Raw genomic sequence first — 19,412 nt, 5'->3', positions numbered from 1 at the left:
CCCGTCAAGAGTGATATAGAGTGAGCCTTCTGGGTAATCGAATTTCTGCTCGCCAGTGACAGTCTGATCAAGCTGCTGCGCTGGGTTATCACCAAATTTAAATTCGGTGATAGTGGCACCATCGGCACTGCGCGCTGGCATCACATCGAAGGTCGCGGTGGTTGGCGTCTCTCCGGAGTTCGGCTCCGTAATGGTCCAACTGCCGTTTTGCATCAGCTGGACATCGTCAGTGACCACAACGTTTAATGAGGTTGTTGATGTTCGGTCATTGTCGGAATCAATCGCGAAAATCGGCAATGAAAAAATCAGTTCATTGTTAATTTGCCCATCGGGATGATCCAGAGCTTCGCTCAACTCAAATGTATAAGAGCCTTTGGTATTGGTATTGGTATCGAAGATAAACGTGAAAACCGTAACTTCACTACCCGTTGAATCAGTATAGACACCCAAATAAGTCCCCGAATCTGCCGGCTCTTCTCTAAGTTCAATCGAATATCCCTGTGACGTTAAATTTGCCGAAGCATTAAACGCATCGATATCAACGACAAACTCAGTGATAGTGTCACTACCTTCGCTAAAGGTAACCTGCCCCTGCGATTCGACGGCACTGGTTGATGGTATCGACCCATCAGTCAAAGCTGACTCGCTTACTTGAGCCTGAGGAACAGATTCGATAGCAGGATTATCACCGTCAGCGATTGTGACTTGAGCGGATACGGGAAGCTGAATTGGGTTGCCCCCTGTATCACTACCAATAATTTCGAATGAGATGGATACCTGATCATCAGCTATAGACACCAAGCCCCCCGCAATACTCGGCACATGATCGATGGGTTGGTATATCGTAGTTGTCAGCTGAAGATTAACGTCTTTGCCAATGTTGGTCGCATCAATATCGATGTTCACGACCTCAAGGCCACCGAGCTCACCAATAATGGCGTTTGAAGCTGAATCATATCTGAAAGAGACGGCCTGACCTCCAGAGGTGATATCACTGTTGAGTTCTGCCAATAGCGCTGAAAGCGAGGTCGCCGTCGGCACAAAAGTGCTAGAGTCTAACGGCAAATCGCCGGCAAAAATCGTCGCGGAAGACGTTATAGACTGAGGGTAGGTACTAAGAGATATTGAACCTTCGACCAAGGTTTCTGAAAGATTATTTCCCCCGGCTGCAAATACCAGTGGCCTGGCTTGCTCCTCATCGACAACGTCCGCTTCTCCTGAAATCCCATTTGTTTCGAAAAACGTACTCGCGAGTACCTCAGCACCATTGTATTCGATCGTAACAAAACCAGCGTTAGCAGAACCTGCACCGCCACCTGCTGCCGTCGCTTCCAATATTTCAGTCGGATCGGCGCCAGCTAAAAAGGCTTCTTGTATGGCATCAATATCGAGACCAGAAATGGAAGCGTCTTCCAACTGCTCGACGTCAATTGAGACATCTCCATCAATATCCGCGGTTACCCAACCGCCAGAATTGTCAAAGCAAGCAACACAATTATCAGTCAAGTAGGCGGAATCTAGAATTATAGAGGCATTGTTGGCAGCTAATACGATGTCGTTAACTGAAATGGTATCGCCGACCTTTGCCTTTCTGGCATTCCCATCGGCGTTAACAATCACAACGTCACCGTTAACTTCTTTTACAACAGCAGCTTGGCGCAAAACCTCAATATCCATACTTTCTCCCCCGACCTTCTAGCCGATGCGACTCGATCGATGTTTATTGTTTGTTTTATAAACTTACTCACCAAAGTAACAAATTTCGACATTTTTGCGACTCATTTAACCTGATATGAGAACTATCAAACGGCTGATTTGAGTATAGCCAGTGACAAATTTCTTGTAACTTCTCTAACTTATTGAGTTATTGATAAAAATCATCCACTGAACCATGCGTATCAAAAATGAGAATTTAGACTACAAAAACAAGCAGAATCCAAGACAATGGCTGACAAAAGCCAAATAGTCGTACATCTAGAGAAAATTAAAACCTATAGTACTTACATCGAGTTAGCGATTGAGCGCGATATGAAAAAACGCAATTTTATGGTTGAAAATAGATTCAAAGAGATTTGGAGTCATTTCCCGGTGCTATTGCCGGTCACATCAATATTTGTGGGCGTTTTCTTACTTGCGGCCATCTTCAATCACCACCAATTACGCAAACATGCGCTGAACGATGGAAGCGATTCGATCAATAAACTAGAACGTTATATAGATACCATGGCGGATGATTTGCAGACACTCGCTATCAAAGTTGGGGATGATTGCAGCGAACAAGACAAATTGGCGCTAAGGGCAAAAGTTTTTAACTCGAGAATGTTGAAAGAAATCGGCCTTTATAAAGATGGCATCGTTTACTGCACGAGCAATGAAGGCCCATCACAAATTCGGCTCTTTAACTCAACCTTGCAACGTATTGACGCCTCCCCCAAACACATCACCATTTCTCTTACCGAATCGAAAAGCAAACTAAAAACCTTTTTTATTTACTCATCTTCAGATAAGAAACGAGGCATCAACGCACTTCTTCATCCTCAGCAGTTTTTGGAACTCATTTCACCAGTATTTGAAGAACGTAAGTATGGATACCAAATTCATGTACTCAACGAAGTGATCCAAAGCAATCAAACACAGCCCGGCTTAAAACTCTACAGTTTTTCGTCCTCGCTATACCCTTTGTCTATCAGCGTCTATCTCACCAGCGAGTCATACCAAAATCACTATTTGTCGCATATGGGTGAGACCGTCTCGATCGCCTTAGTCTTATCATTGCTCTACTTAATGATCCGATACCAAACATTAGTAAAAAGCTCCGTTGAATACTCACTCGTTAATGCAATCCACCAAGAACAAATCGAACTCTACCTGCAACCTATCGTTGATATTCACTCCAGAAAAGTGGCGGGAAGTGAAGCTCTGGTGCGTTGGAACCATCCGGTACAAGGGCAGATTTCTCCGGAGCAATTTATCCCTCTCGCAGAAAAGTTAGGGATCATTGATCGCGTAACAGAATACGCGTTTAGAGAGGTCACTCGTTTTCTTAAACGCAATCCAGACTATTGTGAACATAACTACATCAGCATCAACATTAGTCGTTACCAAATCGTCAAACCTGAGTTCGTCGAATATCTGACAAACTACGCCAAGCGCCATCCAAAACTGGTCACAAGAATACTATTGGAACTCACAGAGAACGTTGACCTTACCTCAGAGCAACTTGATTTAGCACTTACCCATTTAACACAAATCCAATCACTCGGTTTTGAAATTGCCATTGATGATTTTGGCACTGGTTACTCTGGATTAAACCTCATTAGGCAAATGAAATTTGATGTGGTCAAAATCGACCAAGTGTTTATCAAAAGTTTGCATTCAGATTCCAATATTAAGCCGGTTTTGAAATCGATGATTCAACTCGCGACAGACTTGGGGATGAGAGTGATTGCGGAAGGCGTGGAAACCGAATATCAAATCGAACAACTCGATCAACTTGGCGTTAAATACATCCAAGGTTTTTACTACGCCAGACCGATTAAGCCTGAAGACTTTGCAGTATTCTACCAAATGAGCGACACCGCACACATACAAGCTCAGCCTGTTCCTAGGTGGAATGCGGATGGCTAACCCGAACAGCCTTACCTAATTTAACTTCCCAATATGGCTTCCTGCTCTGTGATAGATGGGTGATCTATCGCCCATTTTGGGGCGTAGACGGGTAGAATGATGTCGCACTTATCGGTTCCTTTTATGATTAGCTAACTATCATAAAAATAAGGACTATTACGTGAAACATTGCCATACTCTCATCGCGGCGAGTATATTGCTCGCGACAAGCACTTCGGCCTTTGCTGGGCCTAGCTTATCGGTTAGCACTACCACCACGAGCAGAGACTTTCCTTTGACTGCTTCAGAACCCCTCGTTCTGCCACTCACCAAACAACTCTACCAGCTAAAAATTTCAGATGTTGAAGGGGAATGCGAGGCGCCTACCGAACAAAAAGTGAAGTTTCGCCGCCCTTTACAGTTGAACTGCGGTAAAGAAACGCTGCTTGACCTCAACGTTCGCTTCGCTGGTGATTACTCCTTTTCTTACGATGAAGAAAACAAGACAATCGCCATCGCGAGGGAAGCCAAAAAAAGTAAGCAAACCGTATTTAAACGCCCGATTCCCAATGTGCAGTGTGAACAATTGTCAACCGAGCCTGCAACGTTGGATCTCGCCGAAACTTATCCAGATGGCACGAAGTTAAAAGAGGCATTCAGCGGAAAAGTTGTCACGGTTGAAGATGGGAAGGTCACACTTAGCCCAGCACAAACAAGCGGGGGGCTGGTTCTCCTTGAACCGATAGAAAGCCAACCTAACGCCTTTCCATTTAGTTACAGCAACGCCAATATCTACTTTGTAATGGTGGATCGATTTAATAATGCTGACTCATCCAACGACCAAAGCTATGGCCGACAGAAAGATGGCAAACAAGAGGTGGGCACATTCCACGGTGGTGACCTTAAAGGCGTAACGGCAAAACTAGACTACATAAAAAGCTTAGGGACCGATGTGATCTGGCTGTCGCCGATTGTTGAGCAAGTTCATGGGTTCGTGGGGGGCGGAGAAAAAGGCAGCTTCCCATTTTATGCCTACCACGGTTACTGGACGCGAGACTTCACCAAGATCGATGAAAACTTTGGCAACGATAATGATTTAGAAATCTTGGTCAACGAAGCTCACAAGCGAGGCATAAAAGTTTTCCTCGATGCCGTGATCAACCACTCTGGATATTCCACATTAGCGGATCTCCAGTTCGACAACATTGATGTTGTTAACCCGCAATCACTGCCAAGCAAATGGGCACAATGGTCTCCAAATAGCAGTGAGAACTGGCATAGTTACCACCAAGCGATCAACTATCAAAGCGACAATTGGGTAAACTGGTGGGGGCCGGATTGGGTTCGAACTGGTCTGCCTGGCTACTCGAAACCGGGCTCAAGTGACATCACCATGACATTAGCAGGCCTACCCGACTTTCTCACCGAAGCCGACCAGCCCGTGACGCCACCTCAGTGGTTACTCGATAATCCAGGAACACGAGTCACCAAAAGAGATAATTTTACCGTCTCTGATTACTTAATCAGTTGGCAATCTGACTGGGTCAAACGCTTTGGTATTGACGGTTTTCGCGTAGACACCGTCAAGCATGTTGAAGGTGATGTGTGGCGCAGACTCAAAGCGTCCGCCTCCCAGAGCCTTGAACAGTGGCGCAGAGAAAACGGTAAACAAGGCGAGCCTTTCTGGATGATGGGAGAAGTGTGGGGCCATTCGGCGTATCGTTCGCCTTATGTGGATGACGGCTTTGATGCACTGATCAACTTTGATATGCAGAAAAAACTGGATAAAGGTGCCGCATGTTTTAGCCAAATGCAGGATACCTATCAAAATTATGCTGATTCAATGCAAGAAACACCTGATTTTACTCCGGTGAGCTACATGTCATCACATGACACAGAGCTATTTTTCGACCGTTTCAAGTCGTTTGAAATGCAGCGCAACGCAGCCAACGCGCTCATGTTAAGTCCAGGCGCCGTTCAAGTGTACTACGGAGATGAAATCGCTCGTGAGCTTGGCCCATACGCCGATGATTTCCACCAAGGCACTCGCTCAGACATGCTGTGGAAACTAGACGCAGAGCGCGAAGCCCTTTTAGAACATTGGCAAACTCTCGGCCAGTTTAGACAACGACACCCAGCCATTGGTGCCGGTCAACACAAGCTCATCCCGAATGAGTCCGCCTATGTATTTTCTCGTACCCTTGGCAACGATAAAGTCGTAGTGGGTTACTTGGGAAAATAATCTAAATAGAAAAACGAGCTCAAATGAGCTCGTTTTTTAAGGTTCGTCGTTTGGCAAAATCAAACGGGTTCGATATTCCTGATCCGCTTTTGCTTCCGCGACCATTTGAAGCACGAACAAACTCGTGTTTCTTACCCCACATTTGACATCACACGGCTGTCGGTATTCGATTGGCAGAGTCTCATCTTTTGCGAGTATTTCATCTGAATAACTCTTTTCAGGTTGATGAAGATCTTCTTCGGCCGGATTGTTCAGCGAGTAGAGAAATAGCGGCGACGTTTGACTGTTCGCCCAGCTCAGCGAAGAGACCGACAACAAGAGCAACAGGCTCACTCTAATCAACATAATTCATCCCTTCTATGATTAACTGGCGCAGTATAACCATACACCGATAAAAAGCAAAAAAGCTCCCGAAGGAGCTTTTGTTCACTAAAAGGTTGGCTTACTTATTGTCTCTGCGAGCTTGGACCGAATCCGCCAATTGGCGCAACACTTTCTCAGTGTCTTCCCAGCCAATACATGCGTCAGTGATCGATTGACCGTAGTTAGGCGCAACACCGTCCACTAGGTCTTGTCGCCCTTCAACCAAGTGAGATTCAATCATCACGCCAAAGATCGCCTCTTCACCACCGGCAATTTGACCTGCGACATCATCACTCACAACCATTTGGCGTTGATACTGCTTGGAGCTGTTTGCGTGGCTAAAGTCGATCATCACTTTTTGAGGAAGGCCAGAAGCTTCAAGCTCTGCCTTGATCGAACCAACATGATCCGCACTGTAGTTAGGCTCTTTACCGCCACGAAGGATAATGTGGCAATCCGGGTTACCTGCGGTTTCTACAATCGCAGAGTGACCATACTTGGTAACAGATAAGAAATGGTGAGATGCACTTGCACTGCGAATTGCATCCGAGGCAATCTTAATATTACCGTCAGTACCATTTTTGAAACCCACTGGGCATGAAATACCCGAAGCCAGTTCACGGTGCACTTGTGATTCCGTTGTACGAGCACCGATTGCACCCCAACTGATTAGGTCTGCCACATACTGTGGTGTGATCATGTCTAGAAATTCACTTGCTGTCGGCAGCCCCATATCCGTCAAATCGAGAAGCAGCTTACGGCCCATACGCAGACCATCGTTGATCTTAAATGTATCGTTTAGGTAAGGGTCATTGATCAGCCCTTTCCAGCCAACTGTCGTACGTGGTTTTTCGAAATACACACGCATGACAACTTCAAGTCGGTCGCCCAATTCATCGCGTAGCACCTTTAAACGCTTGCCGTATTCAATCGCGGCTTCTGGATCGTGGATAGAACACGGACCAACGATAACAAGCAGGCGGTCATCCTCACCTTTTAAAATATTTGAAATCGCTTGGCGGGAGCGAAACGTGGTTGAAGAGGCGGTTTCTGTTGCTGGAAACTTCTCTAAAACAGCAACTGGTGGTAATAATTCTTTTACTTTGCTGATTCGTACATCATCTGTCTGGAACATTGCTACTACTTCCTATTTCTCTTGGCGTGAGCGCCAGCATCCAACGGGTTGATGCATAATTGCTCAACGTGTTTTTCCTGTTCCTTGTAACTTATCTATCAAAAACCAAGGTTGCAACCACTATTTTTATCAAAAGGCAATATTTCCGCTAACTTTACACTTTACGATTGGTGTAAAAATAAAATTACACCCCGTAATTTGCGGTAAAAATCCACGATTTAGCGGCAGATATTCGCTATGTGTGATGCAATATCCGATTGATATTGCTATGGTAATACCACTATAAAAACAACGCAGTATCATCATGACCGCGATTAATTTTTCGAATGTCAGCAAATGGTATGGGCAATTCCAAGCCCTAAAAAACATCCAACTCTCGGTATCCAAGGGAGAGATTCTGGTCATCTGTGGCCCTTCTGGATCGGGTAAGTCCACCCTGATACGAACAGTCAATGGACTAGAAAGCGTATCGGAAGGCGAGATCTCTGTTCTTGGTTCATCCATTGATCAAGTCCCACCTGGAAAAGTGGGTATGGTGTTCCAACACTTTAATCTCTTTCCTCATTTAACTGTGTTAGAAAACTTAACACTGGCCCCTGTTCGAACCCTCAAGCTCTCTAAGCTCGAAGCCCAACAACGAGCAATGCACTACTTGGAGCGGGTCAACATCGCTGAGCAAGCATCGAAGTACCCAATCCAACTATCCGGGGGGCAACAACAGCGTGTCGCTATCGCTCGTTCTTTGTGCATGCAACCAGAAATTTTACTGTTCGATGAACCAACATCAGCCCTAGACCCTGAAACGATTCAGGAAGTCCTTGATGTAATGATCGACCTTGCCAGCGACGGCATCACAATGATGTGTGTGACCCACGAGATGGGTTTCGCGAGAAAAGTCGCCCATCGAGTGATCTTTATGGACAAAGGTGAAGTACTAGAAAGCGCTCCTCCTGAACAGTTGTTTACCGCGCCGTCTCATCCACGAACAAAGCAGTTTCTCACCCAAATACTCAGTCATTAATCATGGTTAACATACTTAAACCCGTTTTTTCCGCCATTTTTCAGATATTGTTGCTCGCTGCGGGACTATGGTGGCTGTTGGATTCAGGTGCCAAGACGATGGGCTACCAATGGCAATGGGACCGAGTACCCGACTACATTGCCTTTTATGAAGAGGGAGAATGGTGGCCTGCTGAGCTTATTGAAGGCCTGTTTGTCACGATAAAAATATCGTTAATCAGCCTACTCTTTACCTTAGTGATTGGGTTAACCACCGCTTTGCTAAAGCTGTCCAACTCGGTTGTCGGGCGTGCGCTAGCGACTGGCTACATTGAACTGATCCGCAACACTCCGTTGCTGGTGCAGATCTATCTGCTCTATTTTGTTTTTGGTCCTGTGATTGGCTTAGACCGCTTTGCAACAGCGGTACTCGCTTTGTCCCTCTTTCAAGGTGCTTACACGGCCGAGATTTTCCGCGGTGGCTTGAATAGTATATCGAAAGGCCAATTTGAAGCGGCCAAGTCTTTAGGACTCAATCCGTTTCATACCTACTATGATGTTATCTTGCCTCAGTTGCTGCAAAGGACGCTGCCGCCTTTGACCAACGAAGTGGTATCGTTGGTCAAAAATTCCTCCATTGTATCTGTGATGGCGATTTTTGACCTCACTACAGAGGGGAGAAACATCGTTGCTGAAACTGCGATGCCATTTGAAATTTGGTTCACCGTCGCAGCAATTTATCTGCTGCTCACCCTGTCATTGTCCGCTTTGTCTGCTCTCCTTGAGCACAAATTGGGCGCTAGTTGGCGAACACAATAAGGAACAACCATGAAAACGTTAGGAAAGTTCGTATCGAAAAAGAGTTTCAAGCGTGCTATTACCGCATTGCTTGGATTGGCGATTGCACTGCCTTCTATGGCGAGTGACACGCCCAACATCGATAAAATCAATGAGCGCGGTACATTGCGCGTTGGTATGTCAACATTTGTCCCTTGGGCTATGCGCAACACTCAAGGTGAGTTGATTGGCTTTGAAATCGATGTTGCCAAGCGCCTTGCCGCAGACTCTGGCTGGAAAGTCGAGTTCGTACCTACTGCGTGGGATGGCATTATTCCCGCTCTATTGGCGCAGAAATTCGATGTCATCATCGGCGGGATGAGCGTCACGCCAGAGCGTTCTAAAAGCGTGTTGTTTTCGACGCCTTACTCGCACTCAGGGGTTCAAGTGGCAGCGAACACAGAGCTCGCAGCCGGGTTTACAGAGTTCAGTGACTTCGACTCTCGCCGCGTAAAAATAGCCGCCAGACGCGGGGCATTTACCGTTCAAGTGGCTCGTGAGACGTTCCCGAAAGCAAAAATCCTTCAATTTGATGACGACGCACAAGCATTCCAAGAAGTCCTCAATGGCAACGCACACGCGGTGATCGCCTCGAGTCCGAAACCAGAGCATGAAGCGGTCAAACATGCCGACAAACTGTTTATTCCTTTCTCAGAGCGTTTATCTAAAGGCAATGAAGCCTTTGCGGTTCGTTTAGGGGAAGAGGATAAAAAAGCCTTTTTCGATGAGTGGATCAACGCCAGAACTCAAGATGGTTGGTTAAGCGAGCGCTATGAGTACTGGTTCTCCACACTAGATTGGCAAAACCAAGTCGCAAACGGTCAATAAACATAACGAAGTGGTAGTAAAGTGAGTAATGTACAATCCGCATCTGCACCCGTTGTTGCAGCAAGCAAATTCAAGTTCAATAAGCTAGACGTCACTCTATTGTTTGGCTTGGCGCTTCTTGTCGGCTGGCTCTACTACCGCTCTTCAATTGGCGTTAACTACCATTGGCGATGGCAACAAGCCTTTGACCTCATTTTTACCGCGCGGTCCGATGGCTCACTGCCCTACTTTTTTCAAGGTTTGGTGGCGACACTGCGCCTAAGTATTTGGGGAGGTGTACTCGCCTTCACCCTAGGCACATTACTTGGCATTGGTAGGCAATCGCGGTTTACCCTCATCCGTCAGCCTATTAATATTTTCATCCAGTTAGTTCGCAACATTCCGCCATTAGTGTTTGTGTTTATTTTCTATTTCTTTATCTCAAACCAATTAATCCCTTTATTAGGTCTAGGAGACATACTCAGAAACCATTCCGGTGACATTACCTCACTGCAATCTCTGTTGTTTGGCCCCGCCGCGCTGTGGGAAAACTTACTTTCTGGCGTGCTTTGCATCGGTATTCTGTCTTCAGCTTACGTCGCAGAGATCGTCCGCTCAGGTTTAGCCAGCGTTGAAAAAGGTCAATGGGAGGCCGCAGACTCACTGGGTTTATCCACTTGGGTGAAGTATCGCTATGTGATTGCGCCGCAAGTTCTCGTCACGATCACGCCAGCATTGGCAGGACAGGCGATTTCGCTGATTAAAGACACGTCGATTGTGTCTCTGATTTCGATTCAGGAAATGACGTTTGTCGGCACCGAGATGGCGAACTCGTCTGGGTTAATTTTTGAAATTTGGTTGATTGTCGGCTTAACGTATTTGACGATTTGCTTAGCCCTTTCCATGCTCTTTAAAAAGCTAGAAAGTCATATTCTGCGCCATCAGCGCAAGTAAGCAGGGTAACGAAAGCCCATGTAACAAAGATAAGTAAGGCTACCAATCAACACACCACTGATATTGATCGCCAAGTCACTGTAAGAAAACTGTCGAAGTGGGAAATACATCTGTGAAAACTCATCGATCGTGACCGCAATAAGCAGCAACCCGACCCAAGGTGAGATTGGAACGCTTGAGTATTGATAGAAGCTTTTTGGGGTTGCCCAAGATGCAAAAAAACCCAGCGTTGTGGCTACGATAAGGTGCATTGCCCAGTCACCACCAACAAGTGTTTCCATACCAGCAACAATGTGACCGTAGATATCAAACGATTTGGCCAAGGATGCAGAACCACCGATAACGACTAACGCTACCCACAATAGCAATCTTTTCCCGAACAAATCTGACAACGACAACATAGATTTCAACTCAACTCCTATAAGGGCTGCAAAGATTAACCTATGTTGTACCGTGTGAACAGTCAGCTAGGTTAAATAATGGTCAAATAACAGTAAGACAAACAGTGCCATTAAATGGTAGATCGAGAATTTGAAAGTTTCGATAGCTGAACCTTCATTCGGGTTAAATTTTAGTTTCCAAGCGTAACCAATAAACCCTAGGCTAAGAAATACCGATCCTATCCAGTAAATCGTGCCGCTCATTCCTACCAAGGCAGGCATCAAACAGACCAACGCCAGAAGAATGGTATACAGCAAGATAGACGTTTTCGTGTACTCCACACCATGGGTGACTGGCAGCATTGGAATGTCGGCTTTTGCATAGTCCTCTTTGCGGTGTACGGCGAGCGCCCAGAAGTGAGGAGGAGTCCATATGAAAATGATCATCACCAGTAACCAAGCGTGAGCATGCAACTCTCCGGTGACGGCAGTCCAGCCCAATAGCGGAGGCATCGCACCGGCAATACCTGCGATGACGATATTTTGCGGCGTCGCTCTCTTTAGGTACATGGTATAGATCACCGCATAGCCAACCAAACTGGCGAACGTCAGCCAAGCGGTCAGTGGATTGACCAACGCATAAAGAATCACGAAGCCAATCAAGCCAATACTGGTCGCAAACATCATCACATGACTGGCTTTGATGTCACCAGACGGCAGCGGGCGCTTATAGGTCCGTGCCATGATTGAGTCGATTCGTCGGTCGATGAGATGGTTATAGGCGGCGGCTGACCCTGCCATCATTGCAATTCCGATCAGTCCAAATGAGGCTTGTTGAAGAGGCAATGCATCCGGCACCGCGAGGCACATGCCAACCAATGCTGTCAGAAGCATGAGTGCAACCACTTTGGGTTTAGTTAGAGTAAGATACACATGCCAGTTGGCGCGAGACGACGCTCGTGTGTAGTGAATCGTTTTACTCATCGTACACCTTCCTTATCTAACAATTCAGAGTGGGTCACTCGACTGGTCGAACAGTCAAACAACACATAATTGGCTCTTAGCACTGCAACCAGCAGTAGTGCCGCCCCCAAGTTGTGCCCAACAGCCACGACCAACGGCAGGCTAAACACCACGTTGCTAATGCCAAGAAGCAGTTGCAGCGTAAGCAATGCCACCAGCCAAACTGCAGTTCTAACCAATACTTTGCTTTTTGCTGAGAGCAGTTGAAACGCCAAGGCAATCACCACAAGCGTCGTCAGTATTGCGCCAAATCGATGGGTCACATGAATCGTCATCCTGGCTCCGTAATCAAGGGTGCCAAACTCGTAGCTTTCGTGTTGGGGTTGAATCAGCTCAAATGCGGTAGAGAAATCAAGATAGCTTGTCCAATCCCCCTGACAAATCGGCAAGCTCGTACACATCAAGGCGGCATAATTTGACGATGTCCACCCTCCCAAAGCGATTTGCAACACCACAACGACTAAGGCGAGTGCAGCCAATCCCTTCGCGCCTTTTGGAACAGATAAAGCCGCTGCAGAGGGCGTAGATTTATCTTTGAGTCGCCAATAGAGTATCGCCAGCAAACAAAATAACGAAAACCCGCCAAGTAGGTGTCCCATCACAACAATGGGCATCAACTTCATAGTCACTGTCCACATACCGAGCAATGCCTGAAATACCACAACCAACGAGAGCGTCAGTGGCAAGCCAATCCCTAAACTCTTTTCTCGAATACACCGAAACGAAATAAGGAAAATGATCAACCCAAGCGTGCCTGCAAAATAGCGGTGAATCATCTCAAGCCAAGCCTTGTTGGCTTCAATGGTCAGTGAAGGGTACAAAGTTTTGGCCAATGCGATCTCATGGTGCTCATTCGGCACCGTCAGGTGACCATAGCAACCGGGCCAATCCGGACAACCCAATCCAGCATCTGCAAGTCTTGTATAGGCGCCAAGCATAATCACGACAAAGGTTAACGCTAAACTAAGCCGCACTAAATTTATCAATTTCATCAACGTGCTCCCTGTCTTAAATCGTGTGAACTCTTACCCTACTCGCGATAGTTTGAGTAGCTTGCGTAAATCGGCCAACACATCCTTGCTTTGTTGGACCAAGTCACTTTCTGCTTTCACTTTTGGATAACGCATGACTAACTGCCCTAGAGGGTCAACAATCACGACCTCGAATCCTGAGACCAAGTGGTTCAAATTGCCGCTTACATTAACGACGCTAAACTGCTCGGCGACCTTTGGCATCACCTCATTGTCCGAGCGAACCAGTAATACCGGAGAAACCCGATCTTGATACTTGCCAAGCGCGGTATGACTTTGCCCCAATAGATAGAGTTGCTGCTGGCAAAATGCCTCACAGCGACTCGGCATCACATAGGCCAACTGCCACTGACTTCCAGCATAGGGGTTGTCGATGCCGAGAGTTTGGTAACTGACACTTGGCTCTATCAACACGCCTCGATTGGTCACCCCAGACTGATACCAATGATTGGTTAACACTGTCTTGGCCAAAATTGCAGGCAATGCGAACATCAGCACTAATGTGAGAAATATGATTCTTCCTCGCCACACTGGATTACTCATGCGCCACTCCTTTGTTTATCGCTCTAACGAACACCCAACCACTTAACCCAAGCAGTGCCGCTGCCATCGCAAACCACTGCACTGCATAGCCAATGTGCTTTGATGATGTCATTGGTACGGGCTGCCATGGTTGAGGATACGTCCAATCTTCAACTTGGGGCTGAAATACATAAGGCTCTAACGGCTGCTGCCACTCTTCGGCCAATCGCTCCAAGTTGAGATTTTGAATCCTGACCACTGGTCCTGACTCAGCAAGTAGCTGGTCACTCAAAGGGTTGTTCGAACGTTGATACAAGCGTCCTACCACCTCGATGGGTTGATTTAACCACTCAACCCTAGGCAACACTGAGCGGCGATCCGCTGCTGGTACAAACCCTCGTTCGAGTAACACCCCTTTCCCCTGCTCATTTATCATCAACTGCATCGCCAGATAGCCAACTTGTCCCTGATAGATTTGGTTATCCAGCAGCAGATACTTCCCGCTCACTGGCGTAAGACGAGCCTTGACCTTAATGCCAGTCAAATACCCCTTCGTCTGGGATTCCAACTCACTCATCGATATCGGCTGAGAAAATTCTCGGCTGCTAAGGTATTGCTCCATCGCCAGTTTCTCGTCTGCGCGCCCTAACTGCCACAAACCCAAGTTGATCAATAGCGAAAAGACAACCAAAGTTAATATCAAAGCTAACCAAAAAGTTGGTCTCTTTACTAAAAAGCCTAAGGACAGCCTCATGGTATTTCTTTTCAAATTGCTGCTTGTGGTGTTATTGCTGTTCATTATTTTCAACCTAGCTCGCGCAATGATCGAGATGGTCAAAGGACCACAACAAGACGACGAAGATACTCAGCAACCCGACAAACCAATGAGCTTCTACCTTGGGCGTCGTGTGTTTCTTTCTGCATTGGCCGTCGTCCTTATGGTTGCCGCATTGCTTAGCGGTTTTATCGACCCAAACGTGCGCCCCTACTAGCGTTCTAGAGCACGTAAACAAAGACAAACAGGCATAACCAAACCACATCAACAAAGTGCCAGTACCAGCTGCCCGCTTGGAACGCAAAGTGATCTTTCGGCGTAAAGTGGTCTTTCGCAATCCGAGCAAGTAAAACAATAAGGAAGGTGGTACCAAGCAACACGTGCATGCCATGGAAACCCGTCAGCAAGAAAAAGGTATTACCGTAGATCCCAGATTGAAGCGTGAGACCAAGATCTTGATAGGCATGAGCATATTCGACGCCTTGGTAATACAAAAAGAAGCACGCCAACACTATGGTGATCTCAAGCCACACAATCAGCGCCATCCGTTTATTTTGCTCCAAGCTGGTATGCGCAAGGTGCAGGGTAATCGATGAAGTCAGCAGAATTAGCGTATTAATAAGAGGGATCCCTTGCCAGCCCATGGCCTGCGTTTCGGTGCCTCCTGGCGTTGTCGTTAATGGCCAAAGCGCTTCAAACGTAGGCCAAAGCACTTCATGGGTCATCGCATTGTTACTGGCGCCACCTAACCACGGGACGGCTATCACGCGGGCATACAACAAAGCACCAAAAAATGCGCCAAAGAACATGATCTCAGAGAAAATAAACCAGCTCATGCCTTGTCGAAATGAGCGCGAAATCTGCTCTGAGTATTGACCGCTCATCGATTCGGTAATCACGTTGCTAAACCAGCCCGCAAACATGTACAGCAAGAAAAGAAATCCCGCCAACAAGATAAGTTTGCCAAACACGCTGCCATCGCCACCCTCGGCCATGTTTTGCACCGTTAGCCCCGCCCCGACCGCGATCAGAAATAGGGCAACTGCGCCGACAATGGGCCAACTACTCTGAGCGGGAACATAGTAAGGTTGATGTTTTGAACTCATTTGGCTGCTCCTTGCTTTGGTCTTGAGGGTATGGAGGACGTAGCGGTTAATGTCGCCACTTCTACCGAGGCGTCAACAGACTGAGTAATGTCATACAAGGTATAAGAGAGAGTAAGGGTGTGTATCGAGTCGGGAATATCAGGCTCGATATAAAAGATCAGTGGCATTTCGGCGCTATCTTGGCTCGCCAGTGGTTGCTGATTGAAACAAAAACACTCGATCTTATTGAAATAGGTTGCGCCCAATCCTGGGGACACGGAAGGTACCGCTTGGCCAACAATCTCTTTCGCGGCGAGATTTTTTGCCACAAACGCCGTTTGTATGACTTCACCAGGGTGGACATCCATATAGGCTTGCTTTGGCCCAAACTGCCACGGGATCCCTTGATTTAAATGAGCCATAAACTCCACGCGAACCACGCGAGAGGTATCCGCAACCATCCCTTGAGGCTGAAGAACAGATTCTGTGTTGGTTTTGCCGTTGATGCCAAGCGCATCACACATCACATCATAAAGAGGCACCAGCGCAAAGCCAAAACCAAACATCGCCATGGTTGCCACAAGCAGTTTTAGCGTCAGTTTCTGATTCGACTTCGCTTGGCTCATAACGCCCCCCCTAGTCCACTTTTGGTGGCGTATCAAAGGTATGATGAGGCGCTGGGCTCGGCACGGTCCACTCAAGTCCTTCCGCCCTTTCCCACACTTTGGACGACGCTTTTTCTCCGCCGCGAATGCATTTAATCACCAACCAAAGGAAGATCAACTGCGATAGGCCAAAAGCAAAACCGCCGATGGAGACGATCTGATTTACGTCAGCAAACTGAATCGCATAGTCTGGAATTCGGCGTGGCATGCCTGCCAAACCCAAGAAGTGCATAGGAAAAAACAGCACATTGACCGAAATAACCGAACACCAGAAATGCCACAAACTCAACTTATGGTCATACATGTGTCCGGTCCATTTTGGCAACCAGTAGTAAGCGGCCGCCATAATCGAGAATACAGCCCCAGAGACCAACACATAATGGAAATGGGCCACCACAAAATAGGTATCGTGGTATTGGAAGTCCGCAGGCACAATCGCCAACATAAGCCCAGAGAATCCACCGATGGTAAATAAAATAATGAACGCAATGGCAAACAGCATCGGGGTCTCAAACGTCATCGCCCCTCGCCACATTGTGGCCACCCAGTTGAACACTTTCACGCCTGTCGGCACCGCAATCAACATGGTGCAATACATAAAGAACAGCTCTGCAAACACCGGCATGCCCGTGGTAAACATATGGTGCGCCCAGACTAAGAAAGAGAGCAGCGCGATGCTGCAAGTCGCGTAGACCATAGAATGGTAGCCAAACAGTTTTTTGCCACTAAATGCAGGAATAATCGCGGAGATAATGCCAAATGATGGCAAGATCATGATGTACACCTCAGGGTGGCCAAAGAACCAGAAAATGTGCTGGAACATCACAGGATCGCCCCCACCAGCCGCATCAAAAAACGAAGTGCCGAAGTATTTGTCAGTCAACACCATGGTCACCGCCCCAGCGAGCACGGGCATCACCGCAATAAGCAAAAACGCGGTGATCAACCAAGTCCAAACGAACATTGGCATTTTGAACCAAGTCATCCCAGGGGCGCGCATATTGACGATGGTAACAATCACATTGATCGCCCCCATGATCGAGCTAATCCCCATGATATGCACCGAGAACACAAACAGGGCGGTGCTGTCTGGGCCATAAGTGGTGGACAGTGGCGCATAGAAAGTCCAACCAAAATCAGGGCCGCCGCCTTCGGTAAACAGAGAGGCAATCAGAATCAAAAACGCAAAGGGAAGAATCCAAAAACTGAGGTTGTTCATGCGAGGCAAAGCCATATCTGGCGCCCCAATCATCATTGGAATCATCCAGTTTGCCAAACCAGTAAACGCAGGCATAACGGCACCAAATACCATGATTAGGCCGTGAACGGTCGTCATCTGATTGAAGAACTGAGGATCCACCAATTGCAAGCCCGGCTGGAACAATTCGGCACGAATGATCATCGCCATCGCGCCTCCGGTCAAAAACATGATGAAGCTAAACCACAGGTAAAGCGTCCCGATGTCTTTGTGGTTTGTGGAATAGAGCCAGCGCGTTATCCCTTTCGCTGGCCCATGATGATCATGCTCTTCAACGACAATCGCACTGTTCGCTCGGCTGATCTCGGCATCGGCGGCTGGAGCAGATTTGATCTGTTCTGATAACTCAGGTTTGGGCGTTTTCATTGTGCCTCCTCAGATGCGCCAGATTGCGCCGCTTTGAATACGTTCACGTCAGCAGCTTGAACCACATCACCTGTGTCGTTACCCAAACCGTTTCTTTGGTAAGTAACAACCGCTGCGATTTCTTTATCTGTCAACTGATTGGCAAACGCCTGCATCGCCGTACCTGCGCGGCCATTGACAATCACATCAATGTGCTCGCTGATGTCTCCAGTAGCGACTGCACTGCCGGTAATCGCAGGAAACGCGCCCGGAATGCCTGCACCATTTGCTTGGTGGCAAACAGCACAACGGTCAACATAGACTTGCGTGCCAATATCGATCAGTTCTTGCTTTGAGAGCGTCGAAGTCAATGACGCCGCAGCCTCTTGCTTCGCTTGTTCGATTTGCGCTTTCTTATCTGCAAGCCATTGGTCGTACTGCGTTTCTTCCATAGCGTGCACCACGATTGGCATAAAGCCATGCGCTCGACCACAAAGCTCTGCGCACTGGCCTCGATAAATGCCGGGCTCATCAATTCGCGTCCATGCTTCATTAATAAAACCGGGAATGGTGTCTTTTTTGACTGCGAAATCAGGCACCCACCAAGAGTGGATAACATCGTCCGAGGTCATCAAAAAACGGACTTTGCGATTGATAGGGAGGACTAGAGGGTTATCGACTTCCAGAAGGTAATGGGCTCCCTTCGCTTCGAGTCCGTCAATGGACTTTTGACTGGTTGCCAACAGGCTAAAAAATTCGACGTCTTCATTAAAGTAGCTGTAATGCCACTTCCATTGTGAGCCAGTAATCTTCACCGTTAGGTCCGATTGCGAGGTATCTTCCATCGCAACGAGAGTCTTCGTAGCGGGGATAGCCATCAGGACCAAAATAATGATCGGAATCACTGTCCAAATCACTTCCACCTTGGTACTTTCATGGAAATTAGCCGCCACCGCCCCTTTAGATTTACGATGGTGATACATGGAATAGAACATAATGCCAAACACAACGACGGCAATCGCAACGCAGATGTAAAAAATCAGCATATGCAAATCGTAAACTTGGCCGCTAATGTCCGTCACACCTTGCGTCATGTTGAAGGTGTTTTCTTCAGCCAGGGTCGTTGCCACGAAGCTCATGTATGTAGCAAGGCCAATACAGACCGATTTGAACAATCGCCACACTGTAACCTGTATTCCTTTCAAAAGACCTCTCCTCTGCCTTAACCACCCGTTAGATGGCTGCTTTGAGGCTCCGTAGCAAAAAAGTCCAACTGAGCCTGCGGGCTTTGAAAATTCCGTTTAAACAGCAAAATTGACGTAATTTGTTATATTTATGTTAATAAAAGCTAGTTGGCGTTTTTCGATTGTGCAAGAAAGTGCTAA

19 protein-coding genes are annotated in these 19,412 nt (G+C 47.2%); 7 read left to right on the top strand and 12 right to left on the bottom strand.

Annotated features, from left to right (window positions below):
• Positions 1-1,677, bottom strand: a 1,677-nt coding sequence (locus tag OH458_RS18715; protein WP_269979433.1) for a retention module-containing protein, incomplete at its 3' end; no start/stop codon positions are given.
• A gap of 351 nt (positions 1,678-2,028) precedes the next feature.
• On the opposite strand from OH458_RS18715, the gene OH458_RS18710 reads away from it, so the two are divergent.
• The gene (locus tag OH458_RS18710) at positions 2,029-3,627 is read left to right on the top strand and encodes an EAL domain-containing protein (protein WP_269979432.1); all 1,599 of its coding nucleotides are present in this window, start codon (positions 2,029-2,031) and stop codon (positions 3,625-3,627) included.
• Positions 3,628-3,787: 160 nt separating this feature from the next.
• A complete protein-coding gene (locus OH458_RS18705) occupies positions 3,788-5,848 on the top strand; it encodes an alpha-amylase (protein WP_269979431.1) in 2,061 nt (686 codons plus the stop codon).
• A 36-nt stretch (positions 5,849-5,884) separates the two neighbouring features.
• Here OH458_RS18705 and OH458_RS18700 read toward each other — a convergent pair whose 3' ends face one another.
• Together OH458_RS18700 and aroG are read right to left on the bottom strand one after the other, a co-directional pair.
• Positions 5,885-6,193 (bottom strand): hypothetical protein, encoded by a 309-nt coding sequence (locus OH458_RS18700; protein WP_269979430.1) that lies wholly within the window; start codon positions 6,191-6,193, stop codon positions 5,885-5,887.
• A 97-nt stretch (positions 6,194-6,290) separates the two neighbouring features.
• Positions 6,291-7,346 (bottom strand): 3-deoxy-7-phosphoheptulonate synthase AroG, encoded by a 1,056-nt coding sequence (aroG, locus tag OH458_RS18695; RefSeq protein WP_005470060.1) that lies wholly within the window; start codon positions 7,344-7,346, stop codon positions 6,291-6,293.
• A 304-nt stretch (positions 7,347-7,650) separates the two neighbouring features.
• Here aroG and OH458_RS18690 point away from each other — a divergent pair, with 304 nt between their 5' ends.
• From OH458_RS18690 to OH458_RS18675, 4 genes are read left to right on the top strand one after another with little or no spacing between them, the layout of a single operon-like run.
• Entirely contained in the window at positions 7,651-8,367 is a 717-nt protein-coding gene (locus OH458_RS18690; RefSeq protein ID WP_269979429.1) for an amino acid ABC transporter ATP-binding protein, read from the top strand.
• A 2-nt stretch (positions 8,368-8,369) separates the two neighbouring features.
• On the top strand, positions 8,370-9,164 hold the full coding sequence (locus OH458_RS18685) for an amino acid ABC transporter permease (protein WP_411572113.1): 795 nt from the start codon (positions 8,370-8,372) through the stop codon (positions 9,162-9,164).
• A 9-nt stretch (positions 9,165-9,173) separates the two neighbouring features.
• A complete protein-coding gene (locus tag OH458_RS18680; protein WP_038188439.1) occupies positions 9,174-10,010 on the top strand; it encodes a transporter substrate-binding domain-containing protein in 837 nt (278 codons plus the stop codon).
• A gap of 21 nt (positions 10,011-10,031) precedes the next feature.
• Positions 10,032-10,943 (top strand): amino acid ABC transporter permease, encoded by a 912-nt coding sequence (locus tag OH458_RS18675; RefSeq protein ID WP_269979428.1) that lies wholly within the window; start codon positions 10,032-10,034, stop codon positions 10,941-10,943.
• On the opposite strand, the gene OH458_RS18670 is transcribed toward OH458_RS18675, so the two are convergent.
• The 5 genes from OH458_RS18670 to OH458_RS18650 all read right to left on the bottom strand — a co-directional run bounded on the left by OH458_RS18670 (position 10,931) and on the right by OH458_RS18650 (position 14,653).
• Complete coding sequence (locus tag OH458_RS18670; protein WP_269979438.1) at positions 10,931-11,344, bottom strand: VanZ family protein; 414 nt, start codon at positions 11,342-11,344, stop codon at positions 10,931-10,933. The genes OH458_RS18675 and OH458_RS18670 overlap by 13 nt on opposite strands.
• Positions 11,345-11,410: 66 nt before the next feature.
• On the bottom strand, positions 11,411-12,307 hold the full coding sequence (gene cyoE, locus OH458_RS18665; protein ID WP_269979427.1) for a heme o synthase: 897 nt from the start codon (positions 12,305-12,307) through the stop codon (positions 11,411-11,413).
• On the bottom strand, positions 12,304-13,338 hold the full coding sequence (locus tag OH458_RS18660; protein ID WP_269979426.1) for a COX15/CtaA family protein: 1,035 nt from the start codon (positions 13,336-13,338) through the stop codon (positions 12,304-12,306). Before OH458_RS18660 ends, cyoE begins: the two co-directional genes overlap by 4 nt.
• A 33-nt stretch (positions 13,339-13,371) precedes the next feature.
• Positions 13,372-13,920: a hypothetical protein gene (locus tag OH458_RS18655; protein WP_269979425.1), complete on the bottom strand. Its 549-nt coding sequence runs from the start codon at positions 13,918-13,920 to the stop codon at positions 13,372-13,374.
• Complete coding sequence (locus OH458_RS18650) at positions 13,913-14,653, bottom strand: SURF1 family protein (RefSeq protein WP_269979424.1); 741 nt, start codon at positions 14,651-14,653, stop codon at positions 13,913-13,915. The genes OH458_RS18655 and OH458_RS18650 overlap by 8 nt, the downstream gene beginning before the upstream one ends.
• Between OH458_RS18650 and OH458_RS18645 the strand changes: the two genes are divergently transcribed.
• Entirely contained in the window at positions 14,652-14,891 is a 240-nt protein-coding gene (locus OH458_RS18645) for a DUF2909 domain-containing protein (RefSeq protein WP_038135052.1), read from the top strand. The genes OH458_RS18650 and OH458_RS18645 overlap by 2 nt on opposite strands.
• Positions 14,892-14,895: 4 nt before the next feature.
• Here the strand turns inward: OH458_RS18645 and OH458_RS18640 are convergent, their stop codons facing one another.
• The 4 genes from OH458_RS18640 to coxB are packed head-to-tail and all read right to left on the bottom strand — an operon-like array spanning position 14,896 to position 19,166.
• Complete coding sequence (locus OH458_RS18640) at positions 14,896-15,780, bottom strand: cytochrome c oxidase subunit 3 (RefSeq protein WP_005469963.1); 885 nt, start codon at positions 15,778-15,780, stop codon at positions 14,896-14,898.
• Positions 15,777-16,385 (bottom strand): cytochrome c oxidase assembly protein, encoded by a 609-nt coding sequence (locus OH458_RS18635; protein ID WP_269979423.1) that lies wholly within the window; start codon positions 16,383-16,385, stop codon positions 15,777-15,779. The genes OH458_RS18640 and OH458_RS18635 overlap by 4 nt, the downstream gene beginning before the upstream one ends.
• A 10-nt stretch (positions 16,386-16,395) precedes the next feature.
• On the bottom strand, positions 16,396-18,048 hold the full coding sequence (gene ctaD / locus OH458_RS18630; protein ID WP_269979422.1) for a cytochrome c oxidase subunit I: 1,653 nt from the start codon (positions 18,046-18,048) through the stop codon (positions 16,396-16,398).
• Positions 18,045-19,166, bottom strand: coding sequence for a cytochrome c oxidase subunit II (gene coxB / locus OH458_RS18625; protein ID WP_443088530.1), 1,122 nt, complete (start codon positions 19,164-19,166; stop codon positions 18,045-18,047). The genes ctaD and coxB overlap by 4 nt, the downstream gene beginning before the upstream one ends.
• Positions 19,167-19,412: the final 246 nt, after the last annotated feature.

It is taken from the genome of Vibrio sp. MarTm2, assembly GCF_027587055.1.
GTDB lineage: Bacteria > Pseudomonadota > Gammaproteobacteria > Enterobacterales > Vibrionaceae > Vibrio > Vibrio sinaloensis_D.
This window is presented reverse-complemented; position numbering and strand designations above follow the sequence as displayed.

Bases quoted from the DNA above. Each gene is read 5' to 3' on its own strand.
- OH458_RS18640 (WP_005469963.1), bottom strand. From the start codon at position 15,780: ATGAGTTCAAAACATCAACCTTACTATGTTCCCGCTCAGAGTAGTTGG.
- OH458_RS18645 (WP_038135052.1), top strand. From the start codon at position 14,652: ATGGTATTTCTTTTCAAATTGCTGCTTGTGGTGTTATTGCTGTTCATT.
- cyoE (WP_269979427.1), bottom strand. From the start codon at position 12,307: ATGAGTAAAACGATTCACTACACACGAGCGTCGTCTCGCGCCAACTGG.
- OH458_RS18710 (WP_269979432.1), top strand. From the start codon at position 2,029: ATGAAAAAACGCAATTTTATGGTTGAAAATAGATTCAAAGAGATTTGG.
- OH458_RS18680 (WP_038188439.1), top strand. From the start codon at position 9,174: ATGAAAACGTTAGGAAAGTTCGTATCGAAAAAGAGTTTCAAGCGTGCT.
- aroG (WP_005470060.1), bottom strand. From the start codon at position 7,346: ATGTTCCAGACAGATGATGTACGAATCAGCAAAGTAAAAGAATTATTA.
- OH458_RS18670 (WP_269979438.1), bottom strand. From the start codon at position 11,344: ATGTTGTCGTTGTCAGATTTGTTCGGGAAAAGATTGCTATTGTGGGTA.
- OH458_RS18650 (WP_269979424.1), bottom strand. From the start codon at position 14,653: ATGAGGCTGTCCTTAGGCTTTTTAGTAAAGAGACCAACTTTTTGGTTA.
- ctaD (WP_269979422.1), bottom strand. From the start codon at position 18,048: ATGAAAACGCCCAAACCTGAGTTATCAGAACAGATCAAATCTGCTCCA.
- OH458_RS18660 (WP_269979426.1), bottom strand. From the start codon at position 13,338: ATGAAATTGATAAATTTAGTGCGGCTTAGTTTAGCGTTAACCTTTGTC.
- OH458_RS18700 (WP_269979430.1), bottom strand. From the start codon at position 6,193: ATGTTGATTAGAGTGAGCCTGTTGCTCTTGTTGTCGGTCTCTTCGCTG.
- OH458_RS18690 (WP_269979429.1), top strand. From the start codon at position 7,651: ATGACCGCGATTAATTTTTCGAATGTCAGCAAATGGTATGGGCAATTC.
- coxB (WP_443088530.1), bottom strand. From the start codon at position 19,166: ATGAGCTTCGTGGCAACGACCCTGGCTGAAGAAAACACCTTCAACATG.
- OH458_RS18635 (WP_269979423.1), bottom strand. From the start codon at position 16,385: ATGAGCCAAGCGAAGTCGAATCAGAAACTGACGCTAAAACTGCTTGTG.
- OH458_RS18685 (WP_411572113.1), top strand. From the start codon at position 8,370: ATGGTTAACATACTTAAACCCGTTTTTTCCGCCATTTTTCAGATATTG.
- OH458_RS18655 (WP_269979425.1), bottom strand. From the start codon at position 13,920: ATGAGTAATCCAGTGTGGCGAGGAAGAATCATATTTCTCACATTAGTG.